The sequence below is a fragment of the Streptomyces sp. KPB2 genome, assembly GCF_003950055.1.
GTDB lineage: Bacteria > Actinomycetota > Actinomycetes > Streptomycetales > Streptomycetaceae > Streptomyces > Streptomyces salinarius.
In genome coordinates, this window is the sequence record NZ_CP034353.1 from 5,175,213 (window position 1) to 5,199,516 (window position 24,304).

At 72.6% G+C, this 24,304-nt stretch carries 26 protein-coding genes, 1 tRNA gene and 2 pseudogenes; 20 read left to right on the forward strand and 9 right to left on the reverse strand.

What is annotated here, in order from left to right:
* The first annotated feature begins 63 nt into the window (after positions 1–63).
* Positions 64–684 (forward strand): bifunctional DNA primase/polymerase, encoded by a 621-nt coding sequence (locus D1J63_RS23310; RefSeq protein WP_125631359.1) that lies wholly within the window; start codon positions 64–66, stop codon positions 682–684.
* Positions 675–748, forward strand: a tRNA-Lys gene (locus tag D1J63_RS23315). The genes D1J63_RS23310 and D1J63_RS23315 overlap by 10 nt, the downstream gene beginning before the upstream one ends.
* A gap of 274 nt (positions 749–1,022) precedes the next feature.
* Here D1J63_RS23315 and D1J63_RS23320 read toward each other — a convergent pair.
* Positions 1,023–2,375, reverse strand: a complete 1,353-nt coding sequence (locus tag D1J63_RS23320; RefSeq protein ID WP_125631361.1) for a M6 family metalloprotease domain-containing protein — start codon at positions 2,373–2,375, stop codon at positions 1,023–1,025.
* A gap of 284 nt (positions 2,376–2,659) precedes the next feature.
* Here D1J63_RS23320 and D1J63_RS23325 point away from each other — a divergent pair, with 284 nt between their 5' ends.
* The gene (locus D1J63_RS23325) at positions 2,660–4,615 is read left to right on the forward strand and encodes an EAL domain-containing protein (RefSeq protein WP_125631363.1); all 1,956 of its coding nucleotides are present in this window, start codon (positions 2,660–2,662) and stop codon (positions 4,613–4,615) included.
* Here the strand turns inward: D1J63_RS23325 and D1J63_RS23330 are convergent.
* Both D1J63_RS23330 and D1J63_RS23335 read right to left on the reverse strand, forming a co-directional pair.
* Positions 4,591–5,691, reverse strand: a complete 1,101-nt coding sequence (locus D1J63_RS23330; protein ID WP_125631365.1) for an LLM class flavin-dependent oxidoreductase — start codon at positions 5,689–5,691, stop codon at positions 4,591–4,593. The two genes, D1J63_RS23325 and D1J63_RS23330, sit on opposite strands and share 25 nt — an antisense overlap.
* 72 nt (positions 5,692–5,763) lie before the next feature.
* Positions 5,764–6,354: a TetR/AcrR family transcriptional regulator gene (locus tag D1J63_RS23335; RefSeq protein WP_164712939.1), complete on the reverse strand. Its 591-nt coding sequence runs from the start codon at positions 6,352–6,354 to the stop codon at positions 5,764–5,766.
* A 138-nt stretch (positions 6,355–6,492) separates the two neighbouring features.
* Here D1J63_RS23335 and D1J63_RS23340 point away from each other — a divergent pair, with 138 nt between their 5' ends.
* From D1J63_RS23340 to D1J63_RS37300, 4 genes and pseudogenes are all read left to right on the forward strand, one after another.
* Complete coding sequence (locus tag D1J63_RS23340) at positions 6,493–7,350, forward strand: class I SAM-dependent methyltransferase (RefSeq protein ID WP_125631368.1); 858 nt, start codon at positions 6,493–6,495, stop codon at positions 7,348–7,350.
* A gap of 55 nt (positions 7,351–7,405) precedes the next feature.
* Positions 7,406–7,660, forward strand: coding sequence for a hypothetical protein (locus D1J63_RS37290; RefSeq protein ID WP_125631370.1), 255 nt, complete (start codon positions 7,406–7,408; stop codon positions 7,658–7,660).
* Positions 7,632–7,829, forward strand: a pseudogene (locus D1J63_RS37295) (DUF6879 family protein); the annotation flags it as partial. The gene D1J63_RS37290 and the pseudogene D1J63_RS37295, both read left to right, overlap by 29 nt.
* Positions 7,828–7,977: pseudogene (locus D1J63_RS37300) on the forward strand (transcriptional regulator); the annotation flags it as partial. The pseudogenes D1J63_RS37295 and D1J63_RS37300, both read left to right, overlap by 2 nt.
* Here D1J63_RS37300 and D1J63_RS23360 read toward each other — a convergent pair.
* Together D1J63_RS23360 and D1J63_RS23365 are read right to left on the reverse strand one after the other, a co-directional pair.
* Positions 7,978–8,175 carry a DUF397 domain-containing protein gene (locus D1J63_RS23360; RefSeq protein ID WP_102927582.1) on the reverse strand — a complete coding sequence of 66 codons (198 nt, stop codon included), beginning with the start codon at positions 8,173–8,175 and terminating at the stop codon, positions 7,978–7,980. It lies immediately after the preceding pseudogene.
* A gap of 4 nt (positions 8,176–8,179) precedes the next feature.
* A complete protein-coding gene (locus D1J63_RS23365) occupies positions 8,180–9,031 on the reverse strand; it encodes a helix-turn-helix transcriptional regulator (protein WP_125631372.1) in 852 nt (283 codons plus the stop codon).
* 218 nt (positions 9,032–9,249) lie between these two features.
* Here D1J63_RS23365 and D1J63_RS23370 point away from each other — a divergent pair, with 218 nt between their 5' ends.
* The gene (locus tag D1J63_RS23370; RefSeq protein ID WP_102927580.1) at positions 9,250–9,684 is read left to right on the forward strand and encodes an ATP-binding protein; all 435 of its coding nucleotides are present in this window, start codon (positions 9,250–9,252) and stop codon (positions 9,682–9,684) included.
* An 8-nt stretch (positions 9,685–9,692) separates the two neighbouring features.
* Here the strand turns inward: D1J63_RS23370 and D1J63_RS23375 are convergent, their stop codons facing one another.
* Together D1J63_RS23375 and D1J63_RS23380 are read right to left on the reverse strand one after the other, a co-directional pair.
* Positions 9,693–10,259: a dihydrofolate reductase family protein gene (locus tag D1J63_RS23375; RefSeq protein ID WP_125631374.1), complete on the reverse strand. Its 567-nt coding sequence runs from the start codon at positions 10,257–10,259 to the stop codon at positions 9,693–9,695.
* A gap of 88 nt (positions 10,260–10,347) precedes the next feature.
* Positions 10,348–10,713 (reverse strand): VOC family protein, encoded by a 366-nt coding sequence (locus D1J63_RS23380; RefSeq protein ID WP_125631376.1) that lies wholly within the window; start codon positions 10,711–10,713, stop codon positions 10,348–10,350.
* A gap of 112 nt (positions 10,714–10,825) precedes the next feature.
* Here D1J63_RS23380 and D1J63_RS23385 point away from each other — a divergent pair, with 112 nt between their 5' ends.
* Positions 10,826–11,791, forward strand: a complete 966-nt coding sequence (locus tag D1J63_RS23385; RefSeq protein ID WP_125631378.1) for a WYL domain-containing protein — start codon at positions 10,826–10,828, stop codon at positions 11,789–11,791.
* A gap of 34 nt (positions 11,792–11,825) precedes the next feature.
* Here D1J63_RS23385 and D1J63_RS23390 read toward each other — a convergent pair whose 3' ends face one another.
* The gene (locus D1J63_RS23390; RefSeq protein WP_125631380.1) at positions 11,826–13,253 is read right to left on the reverse strand and encodes an MFS transporter; all 1,428 of its coding nucleotides are present in this window, start codon (positions 13,251–13,253) and stop codon (positions 11,826–11,828) included.
* Positions 13,254–13,552: 299 nt separating this feature from the next.
* Between D1J63_RS23390 and D1J63_RS23395 the strand changes: the two genes are divergently transcribed.
* The 11 genes from D1J63_RS23395 to D1J63_RS23445 are packed head-to-tail and all read left to right on the forward strand — an operon-like array spanning position 13,553 to position 23,683.
* The gene (locus D1J63_RS23395) at positions 13,553–15,040 is read left to right on the forward strand and encodes an aldehyde dehydrogenase family protein (RefSeq protein WP_125631382.1); all 1,488 of its coding nucleotides are present in this window, start codon (positions 13,553–13,555) and stop codon (positions 15,038–15,040) included.
* A 23-nt stretch (positions 15,041–15,063) separates the two neighbouring features.
* Positions 15,064–16,053 carry a VOC family protein gene (locus tag D1J63_RS23400; RefSeq protein WP_125631384.1) on the forward strand — a complete coding sequence of 330 codons (990 nt, stop codon included), beginning with the start codon at positions 15,064–15,066 and terminating at the stop codon, positions 16,051–16,053.
* Positions 16,050–16,850: an aspartate dehydrogenase domain-containing protein gene (locus D1J63_RS23405; protein ID WP_102927573.1), complete on the forward strand. Its 801-nt coding sequence runs from the start codon at positions 16,050–16,052 to the stop codon at positions 16,848–16,850. The genes D1J63_RS23400 and D1J63_RS23405 overlap by 4 nt, the downstream gene beginning before the upstream one ends.
* Entirely contained in the window at positions 16,847–17,659 is an 813-nt protein-coding gene (locus tag D1J63_RS23410; protein ID WP_125631385.1) for an alpha/beta hydrolase, read from the forward strand. Before D1J63_RS23405 ends, D1J63_RS23410 begins: the two co-directional genes overlap by 4 nt.
* Positions 17,660–17,664: 5 nt before the next feature.
* Entirely contained in the window at positions 17,665–18,186 is a 522-nt protein-coding gene (locus tag D1J63_RS23415; protein ID WP_125631387.1) for a cupin domain-containing protein, read from the forward strand.
* Positions 18,179–18,946 (forward strand): SDR family oxidoreductase, encoded by a 768-nt coding sequence (locus D1J63_RS23420; RefSeq protein WP_125631389.1) that lies wholly within the window; start codon positions 18,179–18,181, stop codon positions 18,944–18,946. The genes D1J63_RS23415 and D1J63_RS23420 overlap by 8 nt, the downstream gene beginning before the upstream one ends.
* Positions 18,947–19,005: 59 nt before the next feature.
* Positions 19,006–19,797, forward strand: coding sequence for an SDR family oxidoreductase (locus D1J63_RS23425; RefSeq protein ID WP_125631391.1), 792 nt, complete (start codon positions 19,006–19,008; stop codon positions 19,795–19,797).
* 9 nt (positions 19,798–19,806) lie between these two features.
* On the forward strand, positions 19,807–21,438 hold the full coding sequence (locus tag D1J63_RS23430; protein WP_125631393.1) for a thiamine pyrophosphate-binding protein: 1,632 nt from the start codon (positions 19,807–19,809) through the stop codon (positions 21,436–21,438).
* Positions 21,439–21,452: 14 nt separating this feature from the next.
* Positions 21,453–22,397: a PDR/VanB family oxidoreductase gene (locus D1J63_RS23435; RefSeq protein WP_102931639.1), complete on the forward strand. Its 945-nt coding sequence runs from the start codon at positions 21,453–21,455 to the stop codon at positions 22,395–22,397.
* Between the two features lie 28 nt (positions 22,398–22,425).
* Positions 22,426–22,653, forward strand: a complete 228-nt coding sequence (locus tag D1J63_RS23440) for a recombinase-like helix-turn-helix domain-containing protein (RefSeq protein ID WP_087790846.1) — start codon at positions 22,426–22,428, stop codon at positions 22,651–22,653.
* 1 nt (position 22,654) lies between these two features.
* The gene (locus D1J63_RS23445) at positions 22,655–23,683 is read left to right on the forward strand and encodes an aromatic ring-hydroxylating dioxygenase subunit alpha (protein WP_125631395.1); all 1,029 of its coding nucleotides are present in this window, start codon (positions 22,655–22,657) and stop codon (positions 23,681–23,683) included.
* Here the strand turns inward: D1J63_RS23445 and D1J63_RS23450 are convergent.
* The gene (locus D1J63_RS23450; RefSeq protein ID WP_007449958.1) at positions 23,662–24,213 is read right to left on the reverse strand and encodes a MarR family transcriptional regulator; all 552 of its coding nucleotides are present in this window, start codon (positions 24,211–24,213) and stop codon (positions 23,662–23,664) included. The two genes, D1J63_RS23445 and D1J63_RS23450, sit on opposite strands and share 22 nt — an antisense overlap.
* Positions 24,214–24,304: the final 91 nt, after the last annotated feature.

Genomic DNA, 24,304 nt, shown 5'->3' on the forward strand with positions numbered 1-24,304 from the left:
TCGTGTCACCGTTTCCCGTAACCCGGCGGAGCGGCTCCCTCACACCGGGTAGATATTTGCGGTATGAGCAGCCCACGCAACGCCACGCCCCACGTCTCGGACGTCACCTCGGACGGCGCCGCCTGGCTGGCGTCGGCGGGCGCGTACCCGCGCCGCACGCTCGCGCTGTGGGAGGAGCGGCCCGGGGCGCCGGTCGTCCTGCCCTGCGGCTCCGCCTTCGACGTGGTGAGCGCACCCGCGATCTTCGGCCGCCGGATGCTCGACCGGATGTGGGAGGACGGCCCGGGTTCGGGCCCGGTGGCGGAGTTCCGCGGCCGGATGCTGCTGTTCGCCGCGCCGGGCACCGCTCAGCGCCTGCCCTCGCTCCTCGACTGGGAGGAGTGGGGCGCCCGCGGCCGGGCGGGCGGCCGTACGGGTGCGGTACCGCCGCTGCTGTGCCACGGCGCCGGGGACACGGTGACCGTCCCGGCCCCCGCCGGCTCCACGGGCGCCGCGGTCACCGCCGGTACGCCGCGTTCCGGGTCCCGCTGGCTGGTGGCCCCGGACACCCGCCGGCCCTGGCTGCCCGGCCCGGAGATCCTGCTCTGGGCGGCCGTGCGGGCGGCCCGCGCGGCGGTGCGGATTTCGATTTTTCCTCCCGCCGACCAGGATGCTAAGGTCTACGACGTCAGCAGGCGCCGCTAGCTCAGTTGGTTAGAGCAGCTGACTCTTAATCAGCGGGTCCGGGGTTCGAGTCCCTGGCGGCGCACGTTGGCGATGGCGAGGCGTGTTCGCGGAAAGCGCGAACCGGCCTCGCCATCGTTGTTTTTGCGCGGCTTTGCCGCGCGTTGTGGGGGCTTCGCCACCCACACCCCCACGCTCGGTGGGCCAGAGGTGCCGGGCTCGCCCGATGCCGGGGTGGGCCGGAGATGGCGGGCTTGCCCGATGCCGGGGTGGGCCAGAGGTGCCGGGCTCGCGCGATGTTGGGGTGGGTCGGGGACGAGTGGGTTGGCCGATGTCTGTGTGGGCCGGGGGGTGTGGGGTCAGCCGGGTGTGATTTCTACGGTCCAGGCGCCCGACTCCGTGCGGGCCTCGACCTCCACCCGCACGTCGTCTCCCGGCACGGTGAAGCTCTCGCCGAGACCCACCGGGGCGTCGGCGAGCGGGGGGTAGACCGAGTCGGCCCAGCAGGCCTCGGTGCCCGGGTGGGCGTCGACCACCTCGATCGGCCCGCCCCCCGACTGCTCCCCACTGCGCACCCGGTACACCAGCACCCCCGCCCGGCACGCGGAGACGTCGTTGCCGACCGGCGTGCGCACCTCGAAGGCGAGGGCGCTGCCCGCCCCCGTGCGCACCACCGCGAGCTTCGTACCCCGCCCGAGACCGAAGGCCGGCGCGCCGGCGGCACCGGTCACCACCACCCCCGGGCCCGCGCCCAGCGGCTCCAGCGTCAGCCGGGTCGGCTCGCTGCCCCGCACGCACGCCACCTGCCGGGGCTGAAGCCAGCCCAGCTTCCACTTGTGCCAGCCGAAGAGGTCCGGGGCGAGTCCGAACTGGCTGCCCATCAGGTCCCAGTCGCCGACGTGCGTGTCCCAGTCGCCCTTGCCGTCGACCGGACGGTGGTACAGGTCGGGCAGGTCGAAGACGTGCCCCGTCTCGTGGGCCAGCACCAGCCGGTCCGGCGGATGGTTCTCGAAGACCGTGACGACCCGCCGGATGTCCGTGCCGTCGGCCCGCATCGGGGTGTCCAGGTTGACGACCTTCGTGGCGTCGGAGTCCACCCCGGGCGCGTCGGGGTCCGCGACGAAGTAGACGACGTCGTACCGGGAGAAGTCGACGTGCGGGTCGGCCGCGGCCAGCGCGTCGCGCAGGTAGGCGGCCCGGTGCCCCGGGCTCCAGTCGCGCCGTATGGCGTACGACGTCGACGGGCTCGGCATCCGGATCCAGTCCCGCAGCGGATGCGAGCGCAGCGTGAAGGCGCCGTAGGAGGCGCGCCGGAAGAAGTCGCCGGTGGCGGGGAAGTGGTCGGCGGCGAGTTCGGCCGGTGCCGTCAGCGGCTGGGAGTCGGGGAAGGACAGGAACACCATCACCGCGTCCAGGGCGCGGGCCGGCCTGGGGTAGGCGGCGTTCCAGGTGTCCAGGCCCTCGGAGTGGTGCACGTCGGTGCGCTGAAGGGCGCAGGGCTCCGGCGAGAAGGGTTCGGCGACCGAGGGCGCGGTGATCAGGGAGGTCGCGGCGAGCGCCGACATCGTGGTGCACACCGCCGCGGTGCTGCGCAGCCTCGTCCGCGCCGCCCGCACCGTGCCCGCCTCCCGGGGAAGTCGCCTCAGGGGAAGCTGGCGCGGCACATGAACCTCCGGACGCGGTCGACGGGACACCGCACCCAGCTTGTGCATGATTGTCGTATTACGACCTGTTCGCCTGCACCGGATGGGTGAGCCGACCGGGATTTCGCCGGAGTTCTCCCGAACGACACCCCGAAGACACTCACGGAACGTCACAACTGGTCGGAGGGGTGACGGACCCGTCCAGGTGTGAGCAGAAACGATCTGCCAGAGGGGCCGCTCGGTCCGCGACGCGGAACGGCGGCTGGAAGGGCCCGGTGTCAGCCTCTATGATCGGCACACTTTCCTGCACGAACAGAGCACGAACAGAGATCGAGGCACTGCGGGAGCGAGCGGTGAACGGAACCTCCGAAGGGCCGGCGCCCGCGGCAGACCTCGGCCCGTCGGCCATCACGGACAGTGACGAAGGTCTGGCTCCTCGTGCCGGACGTACGGAGCCCCCGGCCTACCGGTCGGTGTTCACCACGGCCCCGCTCGCCATGGCCGTCGTCGACGCCGAGGGCCTGGTCGTCAGCGCCAACGACTCCCTGGGCAGCCTGCTCGGCACCGATCCGGAAACGCTGGCCGGGTCCGTCGCGGCCGACCTCGTCGACCTCGCCTCAGACGCCGGCACCTGGCACGCGTACCGCGAGGTGCTGCGCGGGCACCGGTCCCGGCTGCGCTGCACCAGACGGCTCAAGCGGGCCGACGGGCACTCCCTGTGGGCCCAGGTGACGGTCGAACCGCTGGCCGGTTCCGGGGGCGAGGGGCACGGCGACTCCGAGGGGCTGCTGCTCTCCGTCGCCGACGTCAGCGCCCGGCGCGAACTGCAGGCGCGGCTGCGCCACCTCCAGATGCACGACCCGGTGACCCGGCTGCCCAACCGCGCCCTGTTCTTCGAACGCCTGACGGCCGCGCTGGAGGCCGAGTCGTACGAGAACGGCGGCACCGGCCGGATCGGCGTGTGCTACCTCGACCTGGACGGCTTCAAGGCCGTCAACGACACCCACGGCCACCGTGTCGGCGACCGGCTCCTGGCCGCCGTGGCCGAACGGCTGACCAGGTGCGCGGAGGAGGCCGCCCAGGCCCGCTCCGGCCCGCCGCTGGTCGCCCGGCTCGGCGGCGACGAGTTCGCCCTCCTGGTGGAGGACTCCACCGGCACCGACCAGCTCGCCGACCTGGCCGGATCGGTCCTGGCGGCCCTCCAGCCGCCCTTCGAGCTCTGCGACCGGCGTCTGTCGGTCACCGCCTCGGTCGGCGTCGTCGAACGCCACACGGCCGGGACCACCCCCACCGCCCTGATGCAGGCCGCCGACACCACCCTGTACTGGGCGAAGGCGGACGGCCGGGCCCGCTGGACCCTCTTCGACCCCGAGCGCAACGCCAACCGCATGACCCGCCAGGCGCTGGCCGCCACGCTCCGCCCCGCCATCGAACGCGGCGAGTTCGCGCTGGAGTACCAGCCGCTGGTCGGCATGGAGGACGGCCGGGTGCGGGGCGTCGAGGCGCTCATCCGCTGGAATCATCCTCAGTTCGGCGTACTTGCGCCGAATCGGTTCATCGCACTGGCGGAGGAGGATGGTTCGATCGTTCCCCTCGGCCGCTGGATCCTGCGCACCGCCTGTCACCAGGCCCGCCGCTGGCAGCTGGCCCACCCCGACGAGCCGCCGATCTTCGTGAGCGTCAACGTGGCCGTCCGCCAGGTCTGGGACTCCGACCTGGTCGCGGACGTGGCCCACACCCTGGAGGAGACGGGCCTCGCCCCGGAGCTGCTCCAGCTGGAGCTGACGGAGTCGGCGGTGATGGGCTCGGCCGGACGCCCGCTCCAGGTCCTCAAGGCGCTCAGTGACATGGGCGTCCACATCGCCATCGACGACTTCGGCACCGGCTACTCGAACCTGGCCTACCTCAGCCGGCTGCCGGTCTCGGTGCTGAAGCTGGACGGCGCGTTCGTACGGGGCTTCCAGTACGAGGCCGCCGTTTCGGAGGCGGCCGGGGCCGGGACCGGTGCCGGTAGCGGTGAGGGTGCCGGTACGGGGACGGGTACGGGTGCCAGTGCTGGTGAGGGTGCCGGGGTCGCCAATCCGGCCGACGAGGTCATCGTCGAGGCGATGGTCCAGCTCGCCCACCGCCTCGGTCTCACCGTCACCGCCGAGTGCGTGGAGACCTCCGACCAGGCGAGCCGCCTGCGCCGCATCGGCTGCGACACCGGCCAGGGCTGGCTCTACTCCCGGCCGGTGGCACCGGACCGCATCTCCGCACTGCTGGGCTCGGGACCCGCGGGGGTTCAGGCCGGCGTCGGCAACCCGTAGGCGTCGGCGATCAGCTCGTAGGAGCGCAGCCGTACGTCGCCGCCGTGGGCGTTGGCGGTGAGCATCAGCTCGTCGGCGCCGGTGCGCTTCTGCAGGTCGTCGAGGCCGGCCCGGACCTCGTCGGCGGTGCCGTGGACGACGTTGGCGTTCCAGGAGCGCACGAACTCCTCCTCCATCGGGCTGAAGGCGTACGCCTCGGCCTCCTCCGGCGTCGGCACCAGCCCCGGGCGCCCGGTGCGCAGCCGGACCATGTTCAGCGCGGCCGCGAGCACCTGCCTGCGCGCCTCCTTCTCGTCGTCGGTCGCGAGCGCGGAGACGCCGATGAGGGCGTACGGCGCGTCCAGCACGGCGGACGGCCGGAAGGACTCCCGGTACAGGTCGAGCGCGGGGATCGTGTTCTGCGCCGAGAAGTGGTGCGCGAAGGCGAACGGCAGCCCGAGGGTGCCGGCCAGCCGCGCGCTGAACCCGGAGGAGCCGAGCAGCCACACCGGCGGCCGGTGCGCCGACTGCACGCCCCCGGGGGAGGTGGCCTGCACGGGGCCCGGCACGGCGTGGATACGGGCGTAGGGGTGCCCGTCCGGGAAGTCGTCGTCCAGGAACCGGATCAGCTCGGCGAGCTGCTGCGGGAAGTCGTCGGCGCCCTCGTTCAGCCGGTCGGTGCGACGCAGGGCGGCGGCCGTGGCCCCGTCGGTCCCGGGCGCCCGGCCCAGCCCGAGGTCGACCCGCCCGGGTGCCATGGCCTCCAGCGTCCCGAACTGCTCCGCGATGACGAGCGGCGCGTGGTTGGGCAGCATGACGCCGCCGGACCCGAGCCGGATGCGGTCGGTGTGGGCCGCGAGGTGGGCGAGGATCACCGCGGGGGAGGAGGAGGCGACGCCGGGCATGGAGTGGTGCTCGGCGACCCAGTACCGCTGGAAGCCGCGCGCCTCGGCGAGCCGCACGATGTCCACGCTGGTCCGCAGCGCGTCGGTGGCGGTCCGACCAGCCCCGACGGTCACCAGGTCCAGTACGGAGAGGGGGACGGGAGCGGTGCCGTGGGCGGTGCCCCGGATCTCCTCTGCGGCGTCTGCGGCCATGGTGGGGTGCCTCCTGTGATTGACGTACTCGTACGCGGGTCGCTTCGCGACGTAACAGGAGGGGGTCTCCGGTTATTCCCCGCCGGGGACCAGGGTGGCGATCAGGCGTGCGACGAGGGGGCGGGGGTCGGCCGCTCCGGGGTGGCTGGTCATCAGGAGATGGTGGGCCGTGCCGACCAGGGCGAGGGCCACCGAGGGCGGGTCGACGGTCCGTGCCACGCGGCCGAGGGCCCGCTCGGCCTCCAGGTATTCGGCAACGGCGTCCTGGATCTCGGTGAAGCCGGGCGCGCCCCGCTCCAGCGCCTCGCGGATGGCCAGGGTGGCGGCCGGACGGGTCATGGCGAGGCCGGACAGGGCGAGGCCGCCGGAGTCGAACAGTGCGAGAGCGACGGCGTTCAGATTCCGCTCCACCGTGCCCTGACCGGCGGTTTCCGTGAGGACCCGCGCCTTCGCCGCCGTCTTCGCGAACCGGTCGAGGCAGAGCTCGGCCACGAATCCGTCGAACCCGGCGAAGTGCGCGTGCAACAGTCCCTTGGCGCAGTCCGCCTCGGTGGTGACGGCCCGGCTGGTGAGCGCGCCGGGGCCGTCCCGCTCCACGATGCGCTCGGCGGCCGCGAACAGCCGCTCGCGCACGTCCGGTGTCGCCACTCCGCGCGGTGCCATGGGCCTCTCATTCGTTCCGGGGCCTGCGCCCTGGATGGGCTCAACCTCCGTGGATGGTAGCGGGATTGCGAGTACGGGCACATGCCCATACTGTTTGGGCGCACGCCCATTCTTCGTCGCCCGCCCCAGGAGACACCCGTGCCGGACATCGTCAACACCGAGCAGGCCCACGCGTGGAACGGCCCCGAAGGAGCCCACTGGGCGCGCCACCAGGACCGGTGGAACGCCGTGAACGAGGGCTTCAACGAGCCGCTCCTCGACGCCGCCGGCATCACCGGCCGGGATCGGGTCCTCGACCTCGGCTGCGGCTCGGGGCAGACCACGCGCCTCGCCGCGCTGCGGGCGCCGCGAGGGCACGCGCTGGGCCTAGACCTGTCCGGCCCGATGCTGGCCGAGGCCAGGAGCCGCGCCGAGCGCGAAGGCGTCGCCAACGTCTCCTTCGTGCGGGGCGACGCGCAGGTGCACCCCTTCGAGGCGGGCGCGTTCGACGCGGCGGTCAGCCGCTACGGAGTGATGTTCTACGCCGACCCCTTGGCGGCCTTCGGCAACATCGGCCGGGCGCTGCGACCCGGCGGACGCCTGGCGTTCGTCTGCCCCGCCGACGCGGTGCTCAACTGCTGGGTCACGGCGATGGCGTCACTGCGTGACGTCCTGCCGGTCGGCGACTTCGGACGGCCCGGGCTGCCCGGCATGTTCTCCCTCGCCACCCCGGAGCGCATCGGCGACGTCCTCACCGCGGCGGGATTCGCCGACCTCGTCGTCGAGCAGGTCCAGGCCCACGGGACGTGGGGCCGGGACGCCGCGGACGCGGCGGAGTTCCTGCTGGGCACGGGCCCCGGACGCCACCTCCTGGAACAGGCCGACCCGACCGCACGGGCCCGCGCCCGCGGCATCCTGACGGACCATCTGCGCGCGCACGAGACGGCCGACGGTACGGTCCGGCTCCTCAGCACGTCGTGGCTGGTCACGGCGAGCCGCCCGGCTTCCACCGCATGACCGGGTGACCGCGCCGGCGCCTCATTCCTTGCTCGGCGATGTTGTGCGAGCCGCCATGGCCGTAGAGTTCATCGGGATCGACCCCGACACGGACCGGGACCACTGCCCCACGGTGTGGGCCGACGCGGACGCTCAAGAGATCTTGTTGCAGGGTTGGAAGCCGGACACCGAGACTCAGACGGGGTGCGAGGCGAGCAGCCCCGCGAACGGCTCAGTGCCCGACAGTGAAGCCATCGTCAGGATGCCTGCCCGGATGATCCCGATGATCAGGGAGGCGTGCGATGCCGTCGAGCGTGCCCGACTTCGCTGAGTCGCTCGGCCGGTGCGAGCGGTCCGCCGTCCACCTGGAAATGCGCGACTCCTACGCCCCGACGGACCGGTTCGAGGCGTGGAAGCGCGGTGAGCGGATCGATTGGGAGGACCGTGCGTCCGAGCCGGTGTCGGACTACATCCGTTGGGAGCACTGCGTGACCCGGGCACGCGGACACCCTGGACGCCGCTGCCACTCTTACGCAGCCCGGCCAGGTCGAGCTGTATGCCCGTGCCTTTGACCGGCTGTCGCAGGAGGCTGTGAGGGGAGCGGCAGCACGTTCGCTCATAACGGATGCGTTGGCATCCCTGGACTGACTACTTCATCGCCCCGGGTGGGTTCCGAAGGGCGGCGAGGAAGGCGGTGAAGGCGGGGGTGGGGAAGGTGAGCACGGCTCGGGCGGGGGCCTTGGAGTCGCGGACGGCTATGTGGGGGTGGTCGAGGGCGACCTCGACGCAGGCGTTGCCTTCGCCGCCGCCGGAGTAGGACGACTTCTTCCATGGGCCGCGCGTCATCGGGTCACAGCTCCTTCATCAGCCGGTGAATGAACTCACGGGAACGTTCGGGCTCGAAGGCTACTTTCTCTACCCTGCGGAACAACGTTCGAAAATGGCTCAACTGAGCTTCGGCATCGACAAAGACGGTGCCGTGCGGTGTGTCGCGGACAACTGTGTCCAACTGCGGTACGGGTCCGCCTGCGTACACCATCGCGCTCCCGGCGCCTGCGAAGCCGGTCACGTCGAACGGAATGACGCGTACGGTCACGTGGTCGGATTCGGAGAGGCGTAGCACGTGGGCGAGCTGAACCTTCATTCCGGCGTCGTCGACCACCTTGATGCGCAAGGCAGCCTCATGGATGACGGCTTCGTAGGGAATCGGCTCGGGGCGCTCGACGATGACTCTGCGTTTCATGCGGTGATCCACCCAACGCTGGATCTCCTCGACCGAGAACTGGGGGTTGACGTAGGTGAAGAGGGCGCGAGCGTAGTCGGCGGTCTGCAAAAGCCCCGGCACGTGCAGGAAATCCACGTCCCACCGAAGAGTGGCGTGATGCTCCAACTCTGAGAGGTCCAGGAAGGGGTGGGGGAGTAGTCCCCGGTACTCCTCCCACCAACCGCGCGTGCGGCCGGTGGCCATCGTTACCAGTGCCGCGATCAGTCCCTCGTCCGCACAGGCGTAATGCGCGGCAAGGAGACGCAAGCGCTCCTCGCTCACGCCCGCGATGCCGGATTCGATCTGACTGATCTGCACGGAGTTCACGCCGAGGAGACTTGCCGCCTCGGTTGCCTTGAGGCCGGCGGCTTCCCTCATCTTTCGCAACTCGACTCCCAGGCGCTCCTGGCGAGCCGTGGGGGTGCGTCTGGGCGGCACGTCTCCTCCTTGTTCAACGGCCGTCCGCGAGCGGCTCGTTCGAGGCAAGGTTACGCGATCCGCTTGCCCAGTAATAAATCTATGCCCTACTGTCCGTGATGTGTGACGCACTAAGTGCGACCATCTGGCGTCGGAAGTGCACCGCTTTGCCCTGCCGTGGCAACGCGGCAGAGACACCGGCGCCGTGACCATCCACCTCATCCCCGAAGGGAACCGTCGTGCCCGAAAACGATCCGTGGGAGTACTCCCTCTACATCCCGAACGACCCCAGAGCCGTGACCGTCTGCCGCCGCACCCTGCGTCTGATCCTGACCATGCACGGGCTGATCGGGATGGTCGACCTGGCCGAACTGCTCGCGACGGAGCTGGTGTCCAACGCCGTGCGGCACACCAAGGGGCCCGCCGCGTTGCGGGTGCGGTGGTCCGGGGGCGGAGTGCTGCGGCTCGGTGCCTGGGACGCGGATCCCTCGCCGCCGGAGCCGCCGCAACCGTTCGACCGGGCCGTGGACCGGGAGGGCGGGCGAGGGCTGGGGTTGGTCCGGGCCTGTGCGGACGTGTGGGGGTGGCAGCCCCTGTCCCGTGAGGGGAACAGGGGCAAGTACGTATGGTGCGAGCTGGGCGCGGGCCCGGCTGCGGTGGGACGGACGGCCTGACGTCGCGGTCAGCGGGTCACGCGGTGGCGGAGGCGGACGACGCCTGACGCGAAGGTGTGGGACTCCACGAGTTCGAGCTTCACCCGGCGCTCGTCCCGGGGGAAGTACGGGGTGCCGCCGCCGACGAGTACCGGGTGGACCACGGTCCGGTACTCGTCGATCAGGCCGGACTCGGCGGCCTCGGCGGCGAGGTTCGCTCCGCCGATCGCGATGTCGCCGTCGCCGGGTTCGGTCCGCAGGTGCTCGATCTCCTCCGCCAGGGTGCCGGAGGCCAGGCGGGTGTTGGTGCCCCGCACCGTCGTCAGCGTCCTGGAGAAGACCACCTTCGGCAGCGCCTTCCAGAGCGCGGCCCACTCCAGTTCCGCCGCGTCGAGCGACTCGTCCTGGTCGGCGGTCTCCCAGTACAGCATCGTCTCGTAAAGGCGCCGGCCCAGCAGGTGGACGCCGGTCTGCCGCAGCTCGTCGGTGAAGTGGCGGAAGACCTCCCCGTCCGGGTCGCTCCAGTCGATGGCGCCGTCCGGATCGGCGACGAAGCCGTCGAGGGACGTGTTCATCGAATAGGTCACCCTGCGCATCGGAAGGCCTCCTCGGGTAGCCGTTCGGGTCCGACGGTACGGCCACCGGCCGGGTGCCGCAGCCGATCCGGGAGGGCGCGGCCGCGCCCTAGTCGACCGGCGCGACCCGGATCAGGTTGCCGTCCGGGTCCGTGATCGCGAAGGTGCGGCCGAAGGGCTCGTCGTGGGGTTCCTCCGCCACGGTGACGCCCTTGGCGGCCCACTCGGCGTGGAGGGCGTCGATGGCCGCCGAGGAGCCGGGGATCATCAGGCCGACCTCCGAGGTGCGCGGGGTCTCGGGCGTGACCTGGTCGGCGCGGCCGCTCCAGAGGGCGAAGAGGACTCCGGGGGCGACCTCGAAGGGGATGTAGCGGGGGGTGGTGATCACCGGCTTGATGTCGAACAGGTCGGAGTAGAAGGCGGTCGCGCGCTCGACGTCGGTGACGTAGACGAGGAAGAGGTTGGGTGCGGACATGGGTGACAGCTCCTTCCGGGCGGGCCGGTCGGTTCCGGCCCTTGGTGCCAGCCTCGCCTGAGAACATGACAGGAGTTGTCCTGTTCGGGTCTTCGGGTGAGGGGGCTGTCGGATGAGTCGGCCGCAGCGGTTGATCGAGCTTCTCGCGGCCCTGCAGGCGCGGCCGCGGACCACCGCCGAGGAGCTGGCCGAGGAGCTGGGGGTGTCGACGCGGACCGTGCTGCGCGATGTGCGGGCGCTCGTCGATGCGGGCATTCCCGTCTTCACCGAGCGGGGGAAGTACGGCGGCATCAGCCTGCTGCCCGGTGACCAGGCCGACCTGTCGAAGCTGACGACCGGCGAGGCGGACCTGCTGCGGGCGGTCGGTCTCGACCTGGAGCGGGCCCGGCAGCTCGGCGGTGAGGCCGCGGCCCGGTCGGCGCTGCGCAAGCTCACCTCGCGCAGGCGACCGCCGCCCGCCCGGGACGAGTTGCCGCTCGCGCTGACGGACGTGATCGCCATCGACAACCGGCCCTGGTTCGGGGAGGCCGCGCCGCTGCCGGATGTCGCGGGGCTGGTGCGGGACGTGCGTACCGGGCGGAGGTTGCGGATCGCCTACCGCAGGAGCGGGGCAGCGTCCGCGCGGGAGTTCGTGGTCGATCCGTACGGGCTCGTGCAGCGGGGCGGGCGGTGGTATCTCGTGGCCGACCGGGACGGCGAGCCACGCCTGTTCGCGCTCACCCGGCTCCAGCGGTGGTCCGCGCTCGACGAGGGGAGCCGGCTGCGGCCGGGTGCCGACCTCGCCGGTACGGCACGGGAGTTGGGCGAGGCGCTGGAGAGCAGGGAGCGCGTAATGGTCACGGCGCGCGTCGACGCCGCCAGCCTCGACATCGCCCGCCGGATCCTGGGCGCCAGGCTCAGGGCGGCGGGCGAGCAGGGGGAGGACGGGCGGGTCGAGATCACCGTGGCGTACGACGGGGTGGACGCCGTGCGGCAGTTGCTCCAGTTCGGGGAGCACATCGAGGTCGTCGCCCCGGAGGCCGCACGGCGGCTTGTCCAGCGGCTCGCGGCCGGGATCGCCCGTACGCACACCGGATAGCACCGGCCCCGGGATCGGAGCCGGTGCCGGCCCGTTACGGCGCCATGTCCTCCAGCGTGCGGCCGCTTGTCTCCTCCGCCCAGGCCGCCGCCGACAGTGAGCCCGCGACGGCGACGACCGCGAGGGTCACGAACACCGTGCCGATCGCGCCCCCGGCGTAGATGGCGCCCACGACGATCGGACCCAGGATGACGCCCAGGCGGTTCATCGCGCCGCCCACGCTGGAGCCCAGGGCCCTGATGCGGGTGGGGAACAGCTCCGGCGTGTACAGGTAGAGGCAGATGTTGGAGCCGAAGAGGAAGACCGCCGCCAGGGACGTCCAGGCCAGGACGCCGCCCGCCGAGTCGCCGGCGGTCAGGCCCAGGACGAGCAGGCACAGTGCGGCCGCCGCCATGCACCAGATCACCGTGTTGCGACGGCCGACCCGGTCGACGGTGAGGGCCACGAGCAGACAGCCGGCCAGGCCCGCGCAGCTCGTCACCGTCGAGTAGAGCAGCGCCGTGGACAGGTCGAGGTCGAAGTGGTCCTTGTAGATGGTCGGCAGCCAGGACGTGATGCCGTAGTTGGCGAAGTAGCCCGTGAACCACAGGGACCCGACGACGAGCGTGCGCCGGCCGTACCTGCCGGTGAGGAGTTCGCGCAGGCCGCCGCTCCCGCTCTTGCCCGAGGGAGTGGGGGCGGGGTGCGCCGGGGCGGGCTCCGGGAGCGGGGCTCCCGTGATCCGCTCCACCTTCCGCTCGATCGACGCCATCGTCGCCACGGCCTCTTCGTGCCTGCCGTGGTCGGCGAGCCACCGCGGCGACTCCGGGACCCAGCGGGCGAGGGCGAGGCACAGCAGGCCGGGGACGGCCGCCAGGCCGAACATCCAGCGCCAGCCGAGCAGCGGCACCAGCCACGCGGCGAGCAGCGCGCCCGCGGTCAGACCGGCCGGGAACACCAGCTCGTACAGGAGGACGAAGCGGCCGCGCCGGTGGGCGCGGGTGATCTCCGCGATGAAGGTGGCCGCGATCGGCACCTCGCCGCCGATGGCCATGCCCTGGACGAAGCGGAGCGCCATGAAGGGCTCGGGGGAGGTGCACAGGGTCAGGGCCAGGTTGCAGACGCCGGACAGGGCGATGCAGCCGGCGATGACCTTCACCCGGCCGATCCGGTCCGCGAGCCGGCCCGAGACCAGGGCGCCGATCAGCATGCCGATCGAGCCGACCGTCATCAGGGCGGTGACCTGTGTCGTGCCGAGGTGCCACTCGGTGCGCAGCTCGGGCAGCGCGTAGGCGATCAGAAGCTGGTCGAACGCCTCGAAGAACGTGACGGCGCCGACGACGAGCCGGACCATCACCTGCCAGCGGCACAGCGGCAGGCGTTCGAAGCGGGCGCCGATGGTGGCCGCGAGCGCCGCCGAGTCGTCGTCGTTCTCGCCGTCGTCCTGTCGGCCCGGGGTGTCACGGGCTGCGTCGATCGTCATGGGTGGGTCTCCGGTGTCCCGTGCGTGGGGGATTCGCGAGCCCGCACGGAAGGGTTCGGGCCGCACGGCACGGCGGAGCGGCCGCGTGCCGGCGGCGATGAGGGTTGGAGAGGTGCGGCGACGCCCCACTTATGTAGGCGCTGAATGTCTCAGTGCTTAAGTTCTACCGGTAGCCCGCCGAGGTTAGGCAAGCCTTACTCTCGACGTCGTCGAAAATTCCCCGACCAGGGCCCTTGCGGGAAAATTATTTAAGCCCTTAGATTTCTAGCGCTTAGACACGCCCCCTTCCGGAGGTCCCCATGCCGCGCATCCCAGCCGACGAGATCCTCATCGCGGGGCAGTGGCGACGTGGCGGCGGCCTGCCGATCCACACCGTCGACCCGGCCGACGGCACCGTCCTCGCCACCGTCCACGCCGCCTCGCCGACGGACGTGGACGAGGCCGCGCACGCCGCCGCCCGGGCCGCCGCCGCCCCCGAGTGGCGCGACCTGCGACCCCACCGCCGGGCCCGCGTCCTGTACCGGATCGGCGACCTGATCGAGGAGCACGCCGACGACCTGGCCGCGCTCCAGACCGCCGACACCGGCAAGACGCTCGCCGAGACCCACGCGCTCGCACTGAGCGCCGCCGGCACCTTCCGCTACACGGCCGCCGCGCTGGAGACCGCCGAGGAGGCGATCACCCCCTCGCGCGGCCCGTACCTGACCATGAGCACCTACGAGGCGATCGGCGTCGTCGGCGCCGTCAACCCGTGGAACTCGCCGATCGCCTCCGACGCGCAGAAGGTCGCCCCGGCACTGGGCGGCGGCAACGCCGTCCTGCTCAAGCCCGCCGAGTGGACCCCGCTGGTCTCCCTCGCGTTCGGGCGCCTGGTCCACCGGGTGCTGGCCGAGGAGGGGCTGCCGACCGCGCTGCTCGCCGTACTGCCGGGCAAGGGCCGCGTCGTCGGCGACGCGATCGTCCGGCACCCACTGGTCGGCCGGATCGGCTTCACCGGCGGCACCACCACCGGGCGTGCCATCGCCCGCGCCGCCGCCGACAAGCTCGTCCCCGCCTCGCTCGAACTGGGCGGCAAGTCGCCGACGATCGTGCGCGAGGACGCCGACGTCGAACAGGCCCTCGCCGGCGTCATGTACGGGATCTTCTCCTCCAGCGGCCAGTCCTGCATCGCGGGGTCGCGGCTGTTCGTCCACCGCTCGCTGTACGACTCCTTCGTCGGCAAACTGGTGGAACGGGTGCGCGAACTGCGGGTCGGACCCGGCACGTCCCCCGACACCCAGGTCGCGCCGCTCGTGCACCACGCGCACCGCGACGCCGTCGCCGCGGCCGTCGACCGCGCCCGCGAGGAGGGCGGCCGGGTGCTGTGCGGCGGCGCCGCCCCCGAGGGCGAGCGGTACGCCAAGGGCGCCTACTACCTGCCGACCGTCATCGACTCCCTGCCGAACTCCGCCCGCGTCTGCCAGGAAGAGATCTTCGGCCCGGTCCTGGTCGCCCTGCCCTACGAGGACGAGGACGAACTGGTCGACCGGGCCAACGACTCCGTGTACGGGCTCGCCTGCGGCATCTGGACCCGCGACGCGCGCGCCGCCTGGCGGCTCGGCCGTCGTATCGAGGCCGGAACCGTCTGGATCAACACCTACAAGCAGTTCTCCATCTCCACCCCCTTCGGCGGGATGAAGGACTCCGGGCTCGGCATCGAGAAGGGCCGCGACCTGATCCGCGCCTACCAGCGGCAGAAGTCCCTGTACTGGGGCACCGACGCCACGCCCCTGCCCTGGGCCAACTGACCCACCCCGAGGGAGACCCCGTCATGAACCAGCCCCCGCTGCCCCCGATCGGCCGCCTGCGCGCCCTGCGCTCGGTCGAGCTGCTCACCCCGGACTTCGCCGACGCCGTCGACTTCTACGAGGAGGTCTGGGGCCTGGAGGTCGTCGAGGCCGAACACAGCGCGAGCTGGCTGCGCGGCACCGGCGAGGAGCACCACGCGCTCAGGCTGACCCGCTCCGACACGATCGGCCTCGGCCGGCTCGTCTTCGCCCTCGGCACCCCGGCGGAGGTGGACCTGGCCGGGCAGCGGCTGCGGGCGCGCGGCATCGCGCTCGTCACCGAACCCGGCCCCCTCGACCAGGTCGGCGGCGGCTACGGGCTGCGCTTCCACGACCTCGACGGACGGCTGATCGAACTCTCCGCCGACACCTGGGCGGTCACCGCACGCGGCCGGGACGCGTCCCTGCCGGTCGGCGTCACCCACGCCGTCCTCAACACCCCCGACATCGACGCCTCCGTCGCCTTCTACCAGGACGTGCTCGGCATGCGCGTCTCGGACTGGTCCGAGCACCAGATGGCGTTCCTGCGCTGCGGCTCCGACCACCACTGCGTCGCCTTCAACCAGGCGCCGTGGGTCTCCCTGAACCACGTCGCGTATGAGATGACGTCGCTGGACCACTTCATGCGCGGCCTCGGCCGGCTCCGCCACCACGGCATCACCCCCGAGTGGGGCCCCGGCCGGCACGGGCCCGGCAACAACACCTTCTCCTACTTCACCGACCCCACCGGCCTGGTGTGCGAGTACACCACCGAGGTCGCCCAGATCGTCGAGGACACCTGGATCTGCAAGGTGTGGCGGCGCACCCCCGAACTGTCCGACCTGTGGGGCACCGCGGGCCCGCCCTCGCCGCGGATCCGCGCCCACATGGCGGGCACCCCCGACGGCAGCCCCGTCGTCCCGCCCGTGGACGCCCCGGTGGACGCCCCCGCCCGCACGAGCACCGGCACCGGCACCGAAGGAGCAGCGGCATGAACGGCGGCACACGCAAGGTCGGCCTCATCGGATGGGGCGCCATCGGCCGCACCGTCGGCGGCGCCCTCGCCGCCGGCGAGGTGCCCGGCGCCGAACTCACCGGCATCGTCGACAACCGCCCCCTCGGCGACGCCGTTCCCGCGCCGCAGCTCACGGTGGAGCAGGCCCTCGCCGCCTGCGACCTCGTCGTCGAGGCCGCGGGACAGGGCGTCGTACGGGAATGGGGAGAGACGATCCTCGCCTCCGGCACCGACCTGCTCGTGGCCTCCACCGGAGCGCTCACCGACGAGGAACTCGCCAAGAAGCTCCTCGCGGCCGGACCCGGCCGGGTCTACTTCACCGGCGGCGCGGTCGGCGGACTCGACCTGCTCCAGGCCGTACGGGCCATGGGACCGCTCGGCGAGGTCACGCTCACCACCACCAAACTGCCGTCCACCCTCGAACAGCCCTGGATGGACGAGGAGACCCTCGCCCGGCTGCGGTCGGCGACCGCACCGGTGGAGGTCATGACCGGCACCGCACGCGACGTACCGGCGAAGTTCCCCAAGTCCACGAACGTCGCCGCCTCCGTCGCCCTCGCGGTCGGGGACCTCGACGCCGTGCGGGTACGGGTGGTGGCCGACCCCACCGCCTCCCACACCTCCCACGTCGTCGAGGCGAGCGGACCGCAGGGCTCCTACCGCTTTGAGGTGCGGCACGTCCCCGACCCGGGCAACCCCGCCACCAGCCAGGTCGTCCCGTACGCCGTCCTGCGCTCGCTCGCCGCCCTCGCCGGACGCCGGGGGCAGATCCTGTGAGCGCCCACGACCTCGCCGGGCTGCACCTGGCGGAGAGCGGCGACGGCGGGCCGCTGGTGCTGTGCCTGCACGGCATCGGATCCTCGTCCGCCGCCTTCGCCCCCCAGACCGGGACCCTCGCCGCCGCCGGTCACCGGGTCGTCGCCTGGGACGCCCCCGGATACGGCAGGTCCGCCGACCCGGACGGCGACCTCACCCTCGACGACTACGCCGACACCGCCGCCGCCGTCATCCGCGCCCGGGCCGCCGAGGCGCACGTCGTCGGCGTCTCCTGGGGCGGCGTGATCGCACTGCGGCTCGCCACCCGGCACCCCGAACTCGTCGCCTCCCTCACCGTCGCCGACTCCACCCCCGGCTCCGGCACCAGCCCCGAGAAGGCCGCCGCCATGCGCGCCCGCGTTCCGGAGCTGGAGCGCCTCGGCCCGCGCGCCTTCGCCGAGGAACGCGGCCCCCGGCTGCTGTCGCCGGACGCGCCGCCCGAACTGGTGCGGCGTGTCGTCGACACCATGGCCGGTTCGATCCGCACGCCCGGCTACCGGCAGGCGGCCGAGTCGATGGCCGCCACCGACCTGCGCGGCGAACTCGCCGACGTCACCGCGCCCACGCTCGTCCTGTGCGGGGACCAGGACCGGATCACCGGCCCCGACGCCTCACAGGTCCTGGCCGGCGGTCTGCACCGGACCGCCTACGTGATCGTCAAGGACGCCGGTCACCTGGCCAACCAGGAACAGCCCGAGCACTTCAACGCCTGGCTGCTCTCCCACCTCCACATCGTCACCGACACCCGCAACCACCTCGAGAAGGGCTGATCACCATGCCGCTGACCACCGACGAGTACGACAACGGCTCGGACCTCGCCAAGTACACCGACTCCCTGATCGCCACCAAGGCCTCCCGCGAGCCGGACTGGGGCACGCTGTCCTTCCAGGAGAAGGCGGGCCCGCAGTACAAGCGGGCGCAGATCCGCTACGTCGGATCCGGCGCCACCGGCAACCACGAGGACGACGGCCGCATCCTGCCCTCCGGCGGCTTCACCTTCTCCAACATGCTGCTGCCGCCCGGCGCCGAGGGCCCCGCCCACACCCACCACGACGTCGAGGAGGCCTTCTTCGTCCTGGAGGGCCAGGTCCGCGTCGGCATCCACCGGGGCCCCGACGAGACCGAGTACCGCACCCTCGGCTACCGCGACATGATCGTGGTCCCGGCCGGGGTGACCCGCTCGCTGAAGAACGAGGGCGACACCGACGCGCTGTTCTGCGTGATCATCGGCACGCGGAAGCCGCAGGTGCCGACCTACCCCGAGTACTCCCCGCTGTACGGCGTCACCCGTGACTGACCCGGCGGGCGCACGCCCCACGGTCGTCGTGACCGGCGCCGGCCGTGGCCTGGGGGAGGCCATGGCCCGCCGGGCGGCGGCCGACGGGTACCGCGTCGTCGTCGCCGAGCTGAACGAGGAGTGGGGCGCCCGTACGGCGGCGGCGATCCGGGACGCGGGCGGCGCGGCCGACTTCGTCCCGCTGGACGTCGCCGACCCCGCCTCCGTCGCGGCGCTGGCCGCCCGCGTCGCCCCCGGCGGACCCGCGTACGGCGGCCCCGTGTACGGCCTGGTCAACAACGCGGCGCTGGCCAACGGCGTCGGCGGCCGGGAGTTCCAGGAGATCGACGTCGAGGCCTGGGACCGGCTGATGACCGTCAACGCCCGCGGCCCCTGGCTCGTCGCCAAGCACCTGCTGCCCCTGATGTCCGACCCCGGACGCATCGTCAACATCGCCTCCGACGCCGCCCTCTACGGCTCCCCGCGCCTCGCCCACTACATCGCCTCCAAGGGCGCCGTCCTGGCCCTGACCCGGGCGATGGCCCGCGAGCTGGGCGAGCGGGGCATCACCGTCAACGCGGTGGCACCCGGCCTGACGGAGGTCGAGGCGACCGAGACGGTACCGGCCGAGCGGCACGCGCTGTACGCGGCGAACCGCGCGATCCGTCGACCGCAGCAGCCCGACGACCTGGTGGGGCTCGTCTCCTTCCTGCTCGGCGAGGAGTCCCGCTACCTCACCGGACAGGTGGTCGCCGTCAACGGCGGCTTCACCATGCACTGAACCCCGCTCCCCGCCCCGCTCCCCGACCCCCTCCGCATCCCCGTTCGCAAGGAGTACCCATGGACCTCGGCCTCGCCGACCGCACCGTCCTGGTCACCGGCGGCAGCTCCGGCGTCGGCCTGGCCACGGTCCGCGCCCTGCTCGACGAGGGCGCCCGCGTCGCCACCTGCGGCCGCGACGCCGACCGGCTCGCCAAGGCCGCCGCCGGTCTCGGCGCCGGAACGGACCGCCTGTACACCGGCGTCTGCGACGTCCGGGACGCCGACGCCGTACGGGACTTCACCGAGCGCGCCGCCGCACAGCTCGGCGGACGGCTCGACGGGCTCGTCAACAACGCGGGCCAGTCGCGGATGAAGTCCCTCGACGAGACCACCGAGGACGACTGGCGCGACGAGCTGGAGCTGAAGTTCGCGGGCGTGCTCCATCCCCTGGCCGCCGCCCGCGACCGGCTCCGCGCCTCCGACGCCGCCGCGGTCGTCAACGTCAACGCCGTCCTCGCCAAGCAGCCCGAGACCCGGCTGATCACGACCAGCGCCGCCCGCGCCGGCATCCTCAACCTCTCCGCCTCCCTGGCCCGCGAACTCGCCCCCGAGGGCATTCGCGTCAACTCCGTCTGCCTCGGCCTGGTCGACACCGGCCAGTGGACCCGCCGCCACGCGGTGGCCGACAGCGGGCTGACGTACGAGGAGTGGCAGGCGGAGATCGCCGCCGACCGGGGCATCGCGCTGGGGCGGCTGGGCCGGGCCGAGGAGGTCGCCTACGCGATCGTCTCGCTGCTCTCGCCGCGCGCCTCCTACATCACCGGAACCAGCATCGACGTCTGCGGCGGAGTCGGCCGCGGCATCCTCTGAGGAGTTCGCATGCGTTACGACCACGGTGGCGGACTCCTGACCGCCCATCTCAAGTCCCTCGGCGTCGACACCGTCTTCGGCATCGTCTCCGTGCACAACCTGCCGCTGGTGGAGGCCGTCGAGGCCGACCCGGAGCTGCGGTTCGTGCCGGTGCGGCACGAGGCGAGCGCCGTCAACGCCGCCGACGCGTACGGCCGGGCCCGCGGCTCGATCGGCTGCGCGCTCACCTCCACCGGCACCGGCGCGGGCAACGCGGCGGGCTCCCTGATCGAGGCGCTGTCCTCCGGGACGGCGGTGCTGCACATCACCGGGCAGGTGGAGTCCGCCCACCTCGGCAGCGGGCGCGGCTTCATCCACGAGACCAAGGACCAGCTCGGCATGCTCGCCGCGGTGTCCGCGTACGCCGCCACCGTCACCTCCGCCCGCGACGCCGGCCGCGTCCTGCGCGAGGCGTCCGCCGCCGCGCTCGCCGTGCCCGGTGGTCCGGCGAGCGTGGAGTGGCCGATCGACCTCCAGTACGCCGCCCAGGAGGACGACGGCGAGACCGTCCCCCTCGCCGAACCCCCGGTGCCGGACCCGTCCGAGCTGGCCGCGGCGCGCGAGCTGCTGGCCTCCGCCCGATGCCCGCTGATCTGGGCCGGCGGTGGCGCGAACACCGCACGCGACCAGCTCCTCGCCCTGCTGGAGGCGACCGGCGCGGGCCTGCTCACCTCCAACTCCGGGCGCGGAGCCGTACCCGAGGACCACGAACAGGTCGTCGGCAACTTCGCCACCACGCCCGCCGGACGCGCGCTCCTGACCGACGCGGACGTGCTGGTCACCGTCGGCACCCACTTCCGCTCCAACGAGACCGCCGACTACGGACTCCGCCTCCCCGAGGCGCACATCCAGATCGACGCCGACGCCGCCGCCCTCGGCCGGGCGTACCCCGCACGGCACGGTCTGCACGGCGACGCGCGGGCCGTCCTGCCGTCGCTCACCGAGACCGCCGTACGGGCCGACGCGGACTGGACGGACCGGGTCCGCCGGGTGCGCGACGAGGTGCGGGCCGCCCTGCACGACGGCATCGGCCCGCAGGCCGCGATCTGCGACGCCCTCGCCGACGCCCTGCCGCGCGGCAGCGTCGTCGCCCGGGACGTGACCATCCCCTCCTCCGCCTGGGGCAACCGCCTGCTGCCGATCCACGACCCGCGCGCCAACGTCTTCCCGCGCGGCGGCGGCATCGGCCAGGGCCTCGCCATGGGCATCGGCGCCGCCCTCGCCCGGCCCGACGAGCCCACGGTCGTCATCGCGGGCGACGGCGGCCTCGCCGTGCACCTGGGCGAACTGCTCACCCTCGCCCAGGAGCGGCCCCGCCTCACCCTCGTCGTCTTCAACGACGGCGGCTACGGCGTACTGCGCAACATGCAGGCGACCTACACCGAACGCCGCTTCGGAGTCGACCTGTTCACCCCCGACTTCGCCCGGCTCGCCGCCGCCTGCTCCCTCCCGTACGCGCGCATCGGCGACGAGAGCGAGGCCGCCAAGGTGATCGACGCCGCCGTCGCCTCCGACGGGCCGACCCTCGTCGAGGTCGACCTGGCGGCGCTCGGCCCGATGAAGAACCCGTTCACCCCGCCCGTCAAGATCCCCGCCCGGTAGGGAGGCCCGCCGACATGAGCAGCACCGAAGAGCAGGAACTGGACCTCCTCGTCCACCGCACCACCTGGGAGGCGCAGGGCGTCCTGTCCGTCGAACTGGTCCACCCGGACGGCAAGCCGCTGCCCGCCTGGACACCCGGAGCCCACCTCGACCTGCACGTCGGCGGCCACGTCCGCCAGTACAGCCTGTGCGGCGACCCCGAGGACGCCGGGAGGTACCGGCTCGGCATCCTCGACGAGCCCGCCTCGCGCGGCGGTTCGCGCCACGTGCACACCAAGCTGCGGCCCGGCCAGACTGTGCGGGTGGCCGGGCCGCGCAACCACTTCGCCCTCGAACCCGCCGCCTCCTACGTCTTCGTCGCCGGCGGCATCGGCATCACCCCGATCCTCGCCATGGCCCGCCGCGCCGAGCGGGACGGCATCCCGTACCGGCTGGTCCACGGCGGCCGGACCCGCGCCTCGATGGCCTTCGGCGGCGAACTCGCGGCGCTCGGCGGTGAGGTGACCCTCGTACCGCAGGACGAGCAGGGGCACATCGACGTGGCCGGCACGCTCGCGGACCTCCCGGCCGACGCGCTCGTGTACTGCTGCGGACCCGAACCCCTGCTCAAGGCCGTCGAGGACGCGGCGCCCGAGGGACGGCTGCGCACCGAGCGGTTCGCCGCGCCCGCCGTGACCCACGAGGGCGACGACAGCGCCTTCGACGTCGAGTGCCGGGCATCGGGCGTGACCCTGCGCGTGGACGGCGGCACCTCGATCCTGGAGGCCGCCGAGAACGCCGGACTGGCCGTCACCTCCTCCTGCCGGGACGGCATCTGCGGCTCCTGCGAGACCCGCGTCCTCGCCGGCACCCCCGACCACCGTGACTTCCTGCTCAGCGACGCCGAACGCGCCGCGGGCGAGACGATGATGATCTGCGTCTCGCGCTGCGCCTCGGACCGCCTCGTCCTGAACCTCTGACCACCTCACGCCTCCGATGGAGAACGCCGTGCCCGAGACCACCTGGCCGTACCTGGACCCCCACCAGACCCGCGACCACGAGCCCACCCCGTACGAGCTGAAGCTCGCCCGCACGCTCGAGGACATCTTCACCAAGGACGGTCACGAACTGACCGACGTGATCGACGGACTCAACTCCCGCCAGCTGCGCACGCCCACCGGCGAGCCCTGGACCGAGGAGTCCTTCCGTGCCGAGATGAACCGCCTGGGAGCCTGACATGACCCTCTCGACCCACGACTCCGCCGACCACATCTACGCCCACGGCCTGCGCAACCAGTGGCACCCCGTCGTACCGTCGGACTTCGTCGCGCCCGGCGGCATGCGCAGGGTGACCGCACTCGGCGAGAACTGGCTGCTGTTCCGCAAGTCCGACGGCGGCCTGTCCATGCTCGCCGACCGCTGCCCCCACCGCGGCGCGCCCCTCTCCCTCGGCAAGCACCTGGGCGACCGGGTCGCCTGCTGGTACCACGGCGTCGAGGTCGACACCGCCGGCACGGTCACCTCGGTGCCCGGACTGCCCGGCTGCACCCTGGAGGGCAAGACGCTGGTCACCTCGCTGCCCGTGCGCGAGGTCGGCGGCGCGATCCTCGCCTACTTCGGCGACGAGGAGCACCCGGAGCCGGTCGAACTCACCCTCCCCGAGCCGCTGGCCGACGACGAGATCTCCGCGTTCCTCTGCTACGCGGAGTGGGACGTGCCGTGGCGGTTCGCCATGGAGAACCTGCTCGACCCGATGCACGGCGCGTTCCTGCACTCCGAGTCGCACACCATGTTCGCCGGTGACACCACCGCCAAGTTCCGCATCCGGGAGACCGGGCGGGGCTACTTCTTCGAGAAGACCGACCAGCGGGGCGTCAACTTCGACTGGGTCGAACTGTGCCGCACCGGCGTCGACTGGGTCGACCTCTCCATCCCCTACCCGCCGTCCGCGGGCCCCGGCGGACCCTTCGGCATCGTCGGCATGGCCTGCCCGGTGGACGCGGGGCGCACCGGCGTCTTCTTCTGGCGCTACCGCAAGGTGGGCGACTGGCAGCGCGACACCTGGCGGTTCCTGTACAAGACGCTCATCGAGGCCCGCCACTGGGAGGTGCTGGAGCAGGACCGCGTGATGCTGGAGAACATGCCCGCGGACGCCGACCAGCGCGAGAACCTCTACCAGCACGACCTCGGTGTGGTCCGGCTGCGCCGGCTGTACCGGGCGCAGGCGGAACAGCAGTCGGCGGTTCAGCCCGTCCCGGCCGGCTGATCCGGGGCGACGGCGTCGGAGTCCACGATCGAGCGCTCCAGCTTCGACAGCAGACGGCTCAGCTGACGGTGCTCGGCGGGGGAGAGCCCGCCGAGCATCCGGCGTTCGTTCTCCAGGTGCTCGCTGAACACCTCGTCCACCTTCGCCAGGCCCGCCTCGGTGAGCCGCGAGTACACCACGCGCCGGTCCTCGGCGTCCCGTTCGCGCACCAGCAGGCCGTCCTTCTCCAGCCGGTCCAGCCGCAGGGTCACCCCCGCCGAGGAGACCAGCCCGGAGGCGGCGAGCTGCCCGGCGGTCAGCCGGTACGGGGCCCCGGACCGGCGCAGCGCGGTCAGCACGTCGAACCCGGCGACGGACAGCCCGTGCTCGTCGAGCCGCGAGGTCATCCGCGACTGGTACTGCAGATACGACCGGTGCAGCCGGGCCAGCACCTCCAGCGGCGAGGTGTCCAGCTCGGGCCGCTCCCGCGCCCAGTCCCCGACGATCCCCGCCACCGCGTCCGGCCGCCTCGCCGCCCTGCCCTGCGCCATGTCTTCCCCTCGCGGCGTACGTTCAGATGGGAGAAATCTTAGCCCTAAGGGAAATCCCCCGTCCGTCGGTCCGCTCCGACGCCCTCCGGCG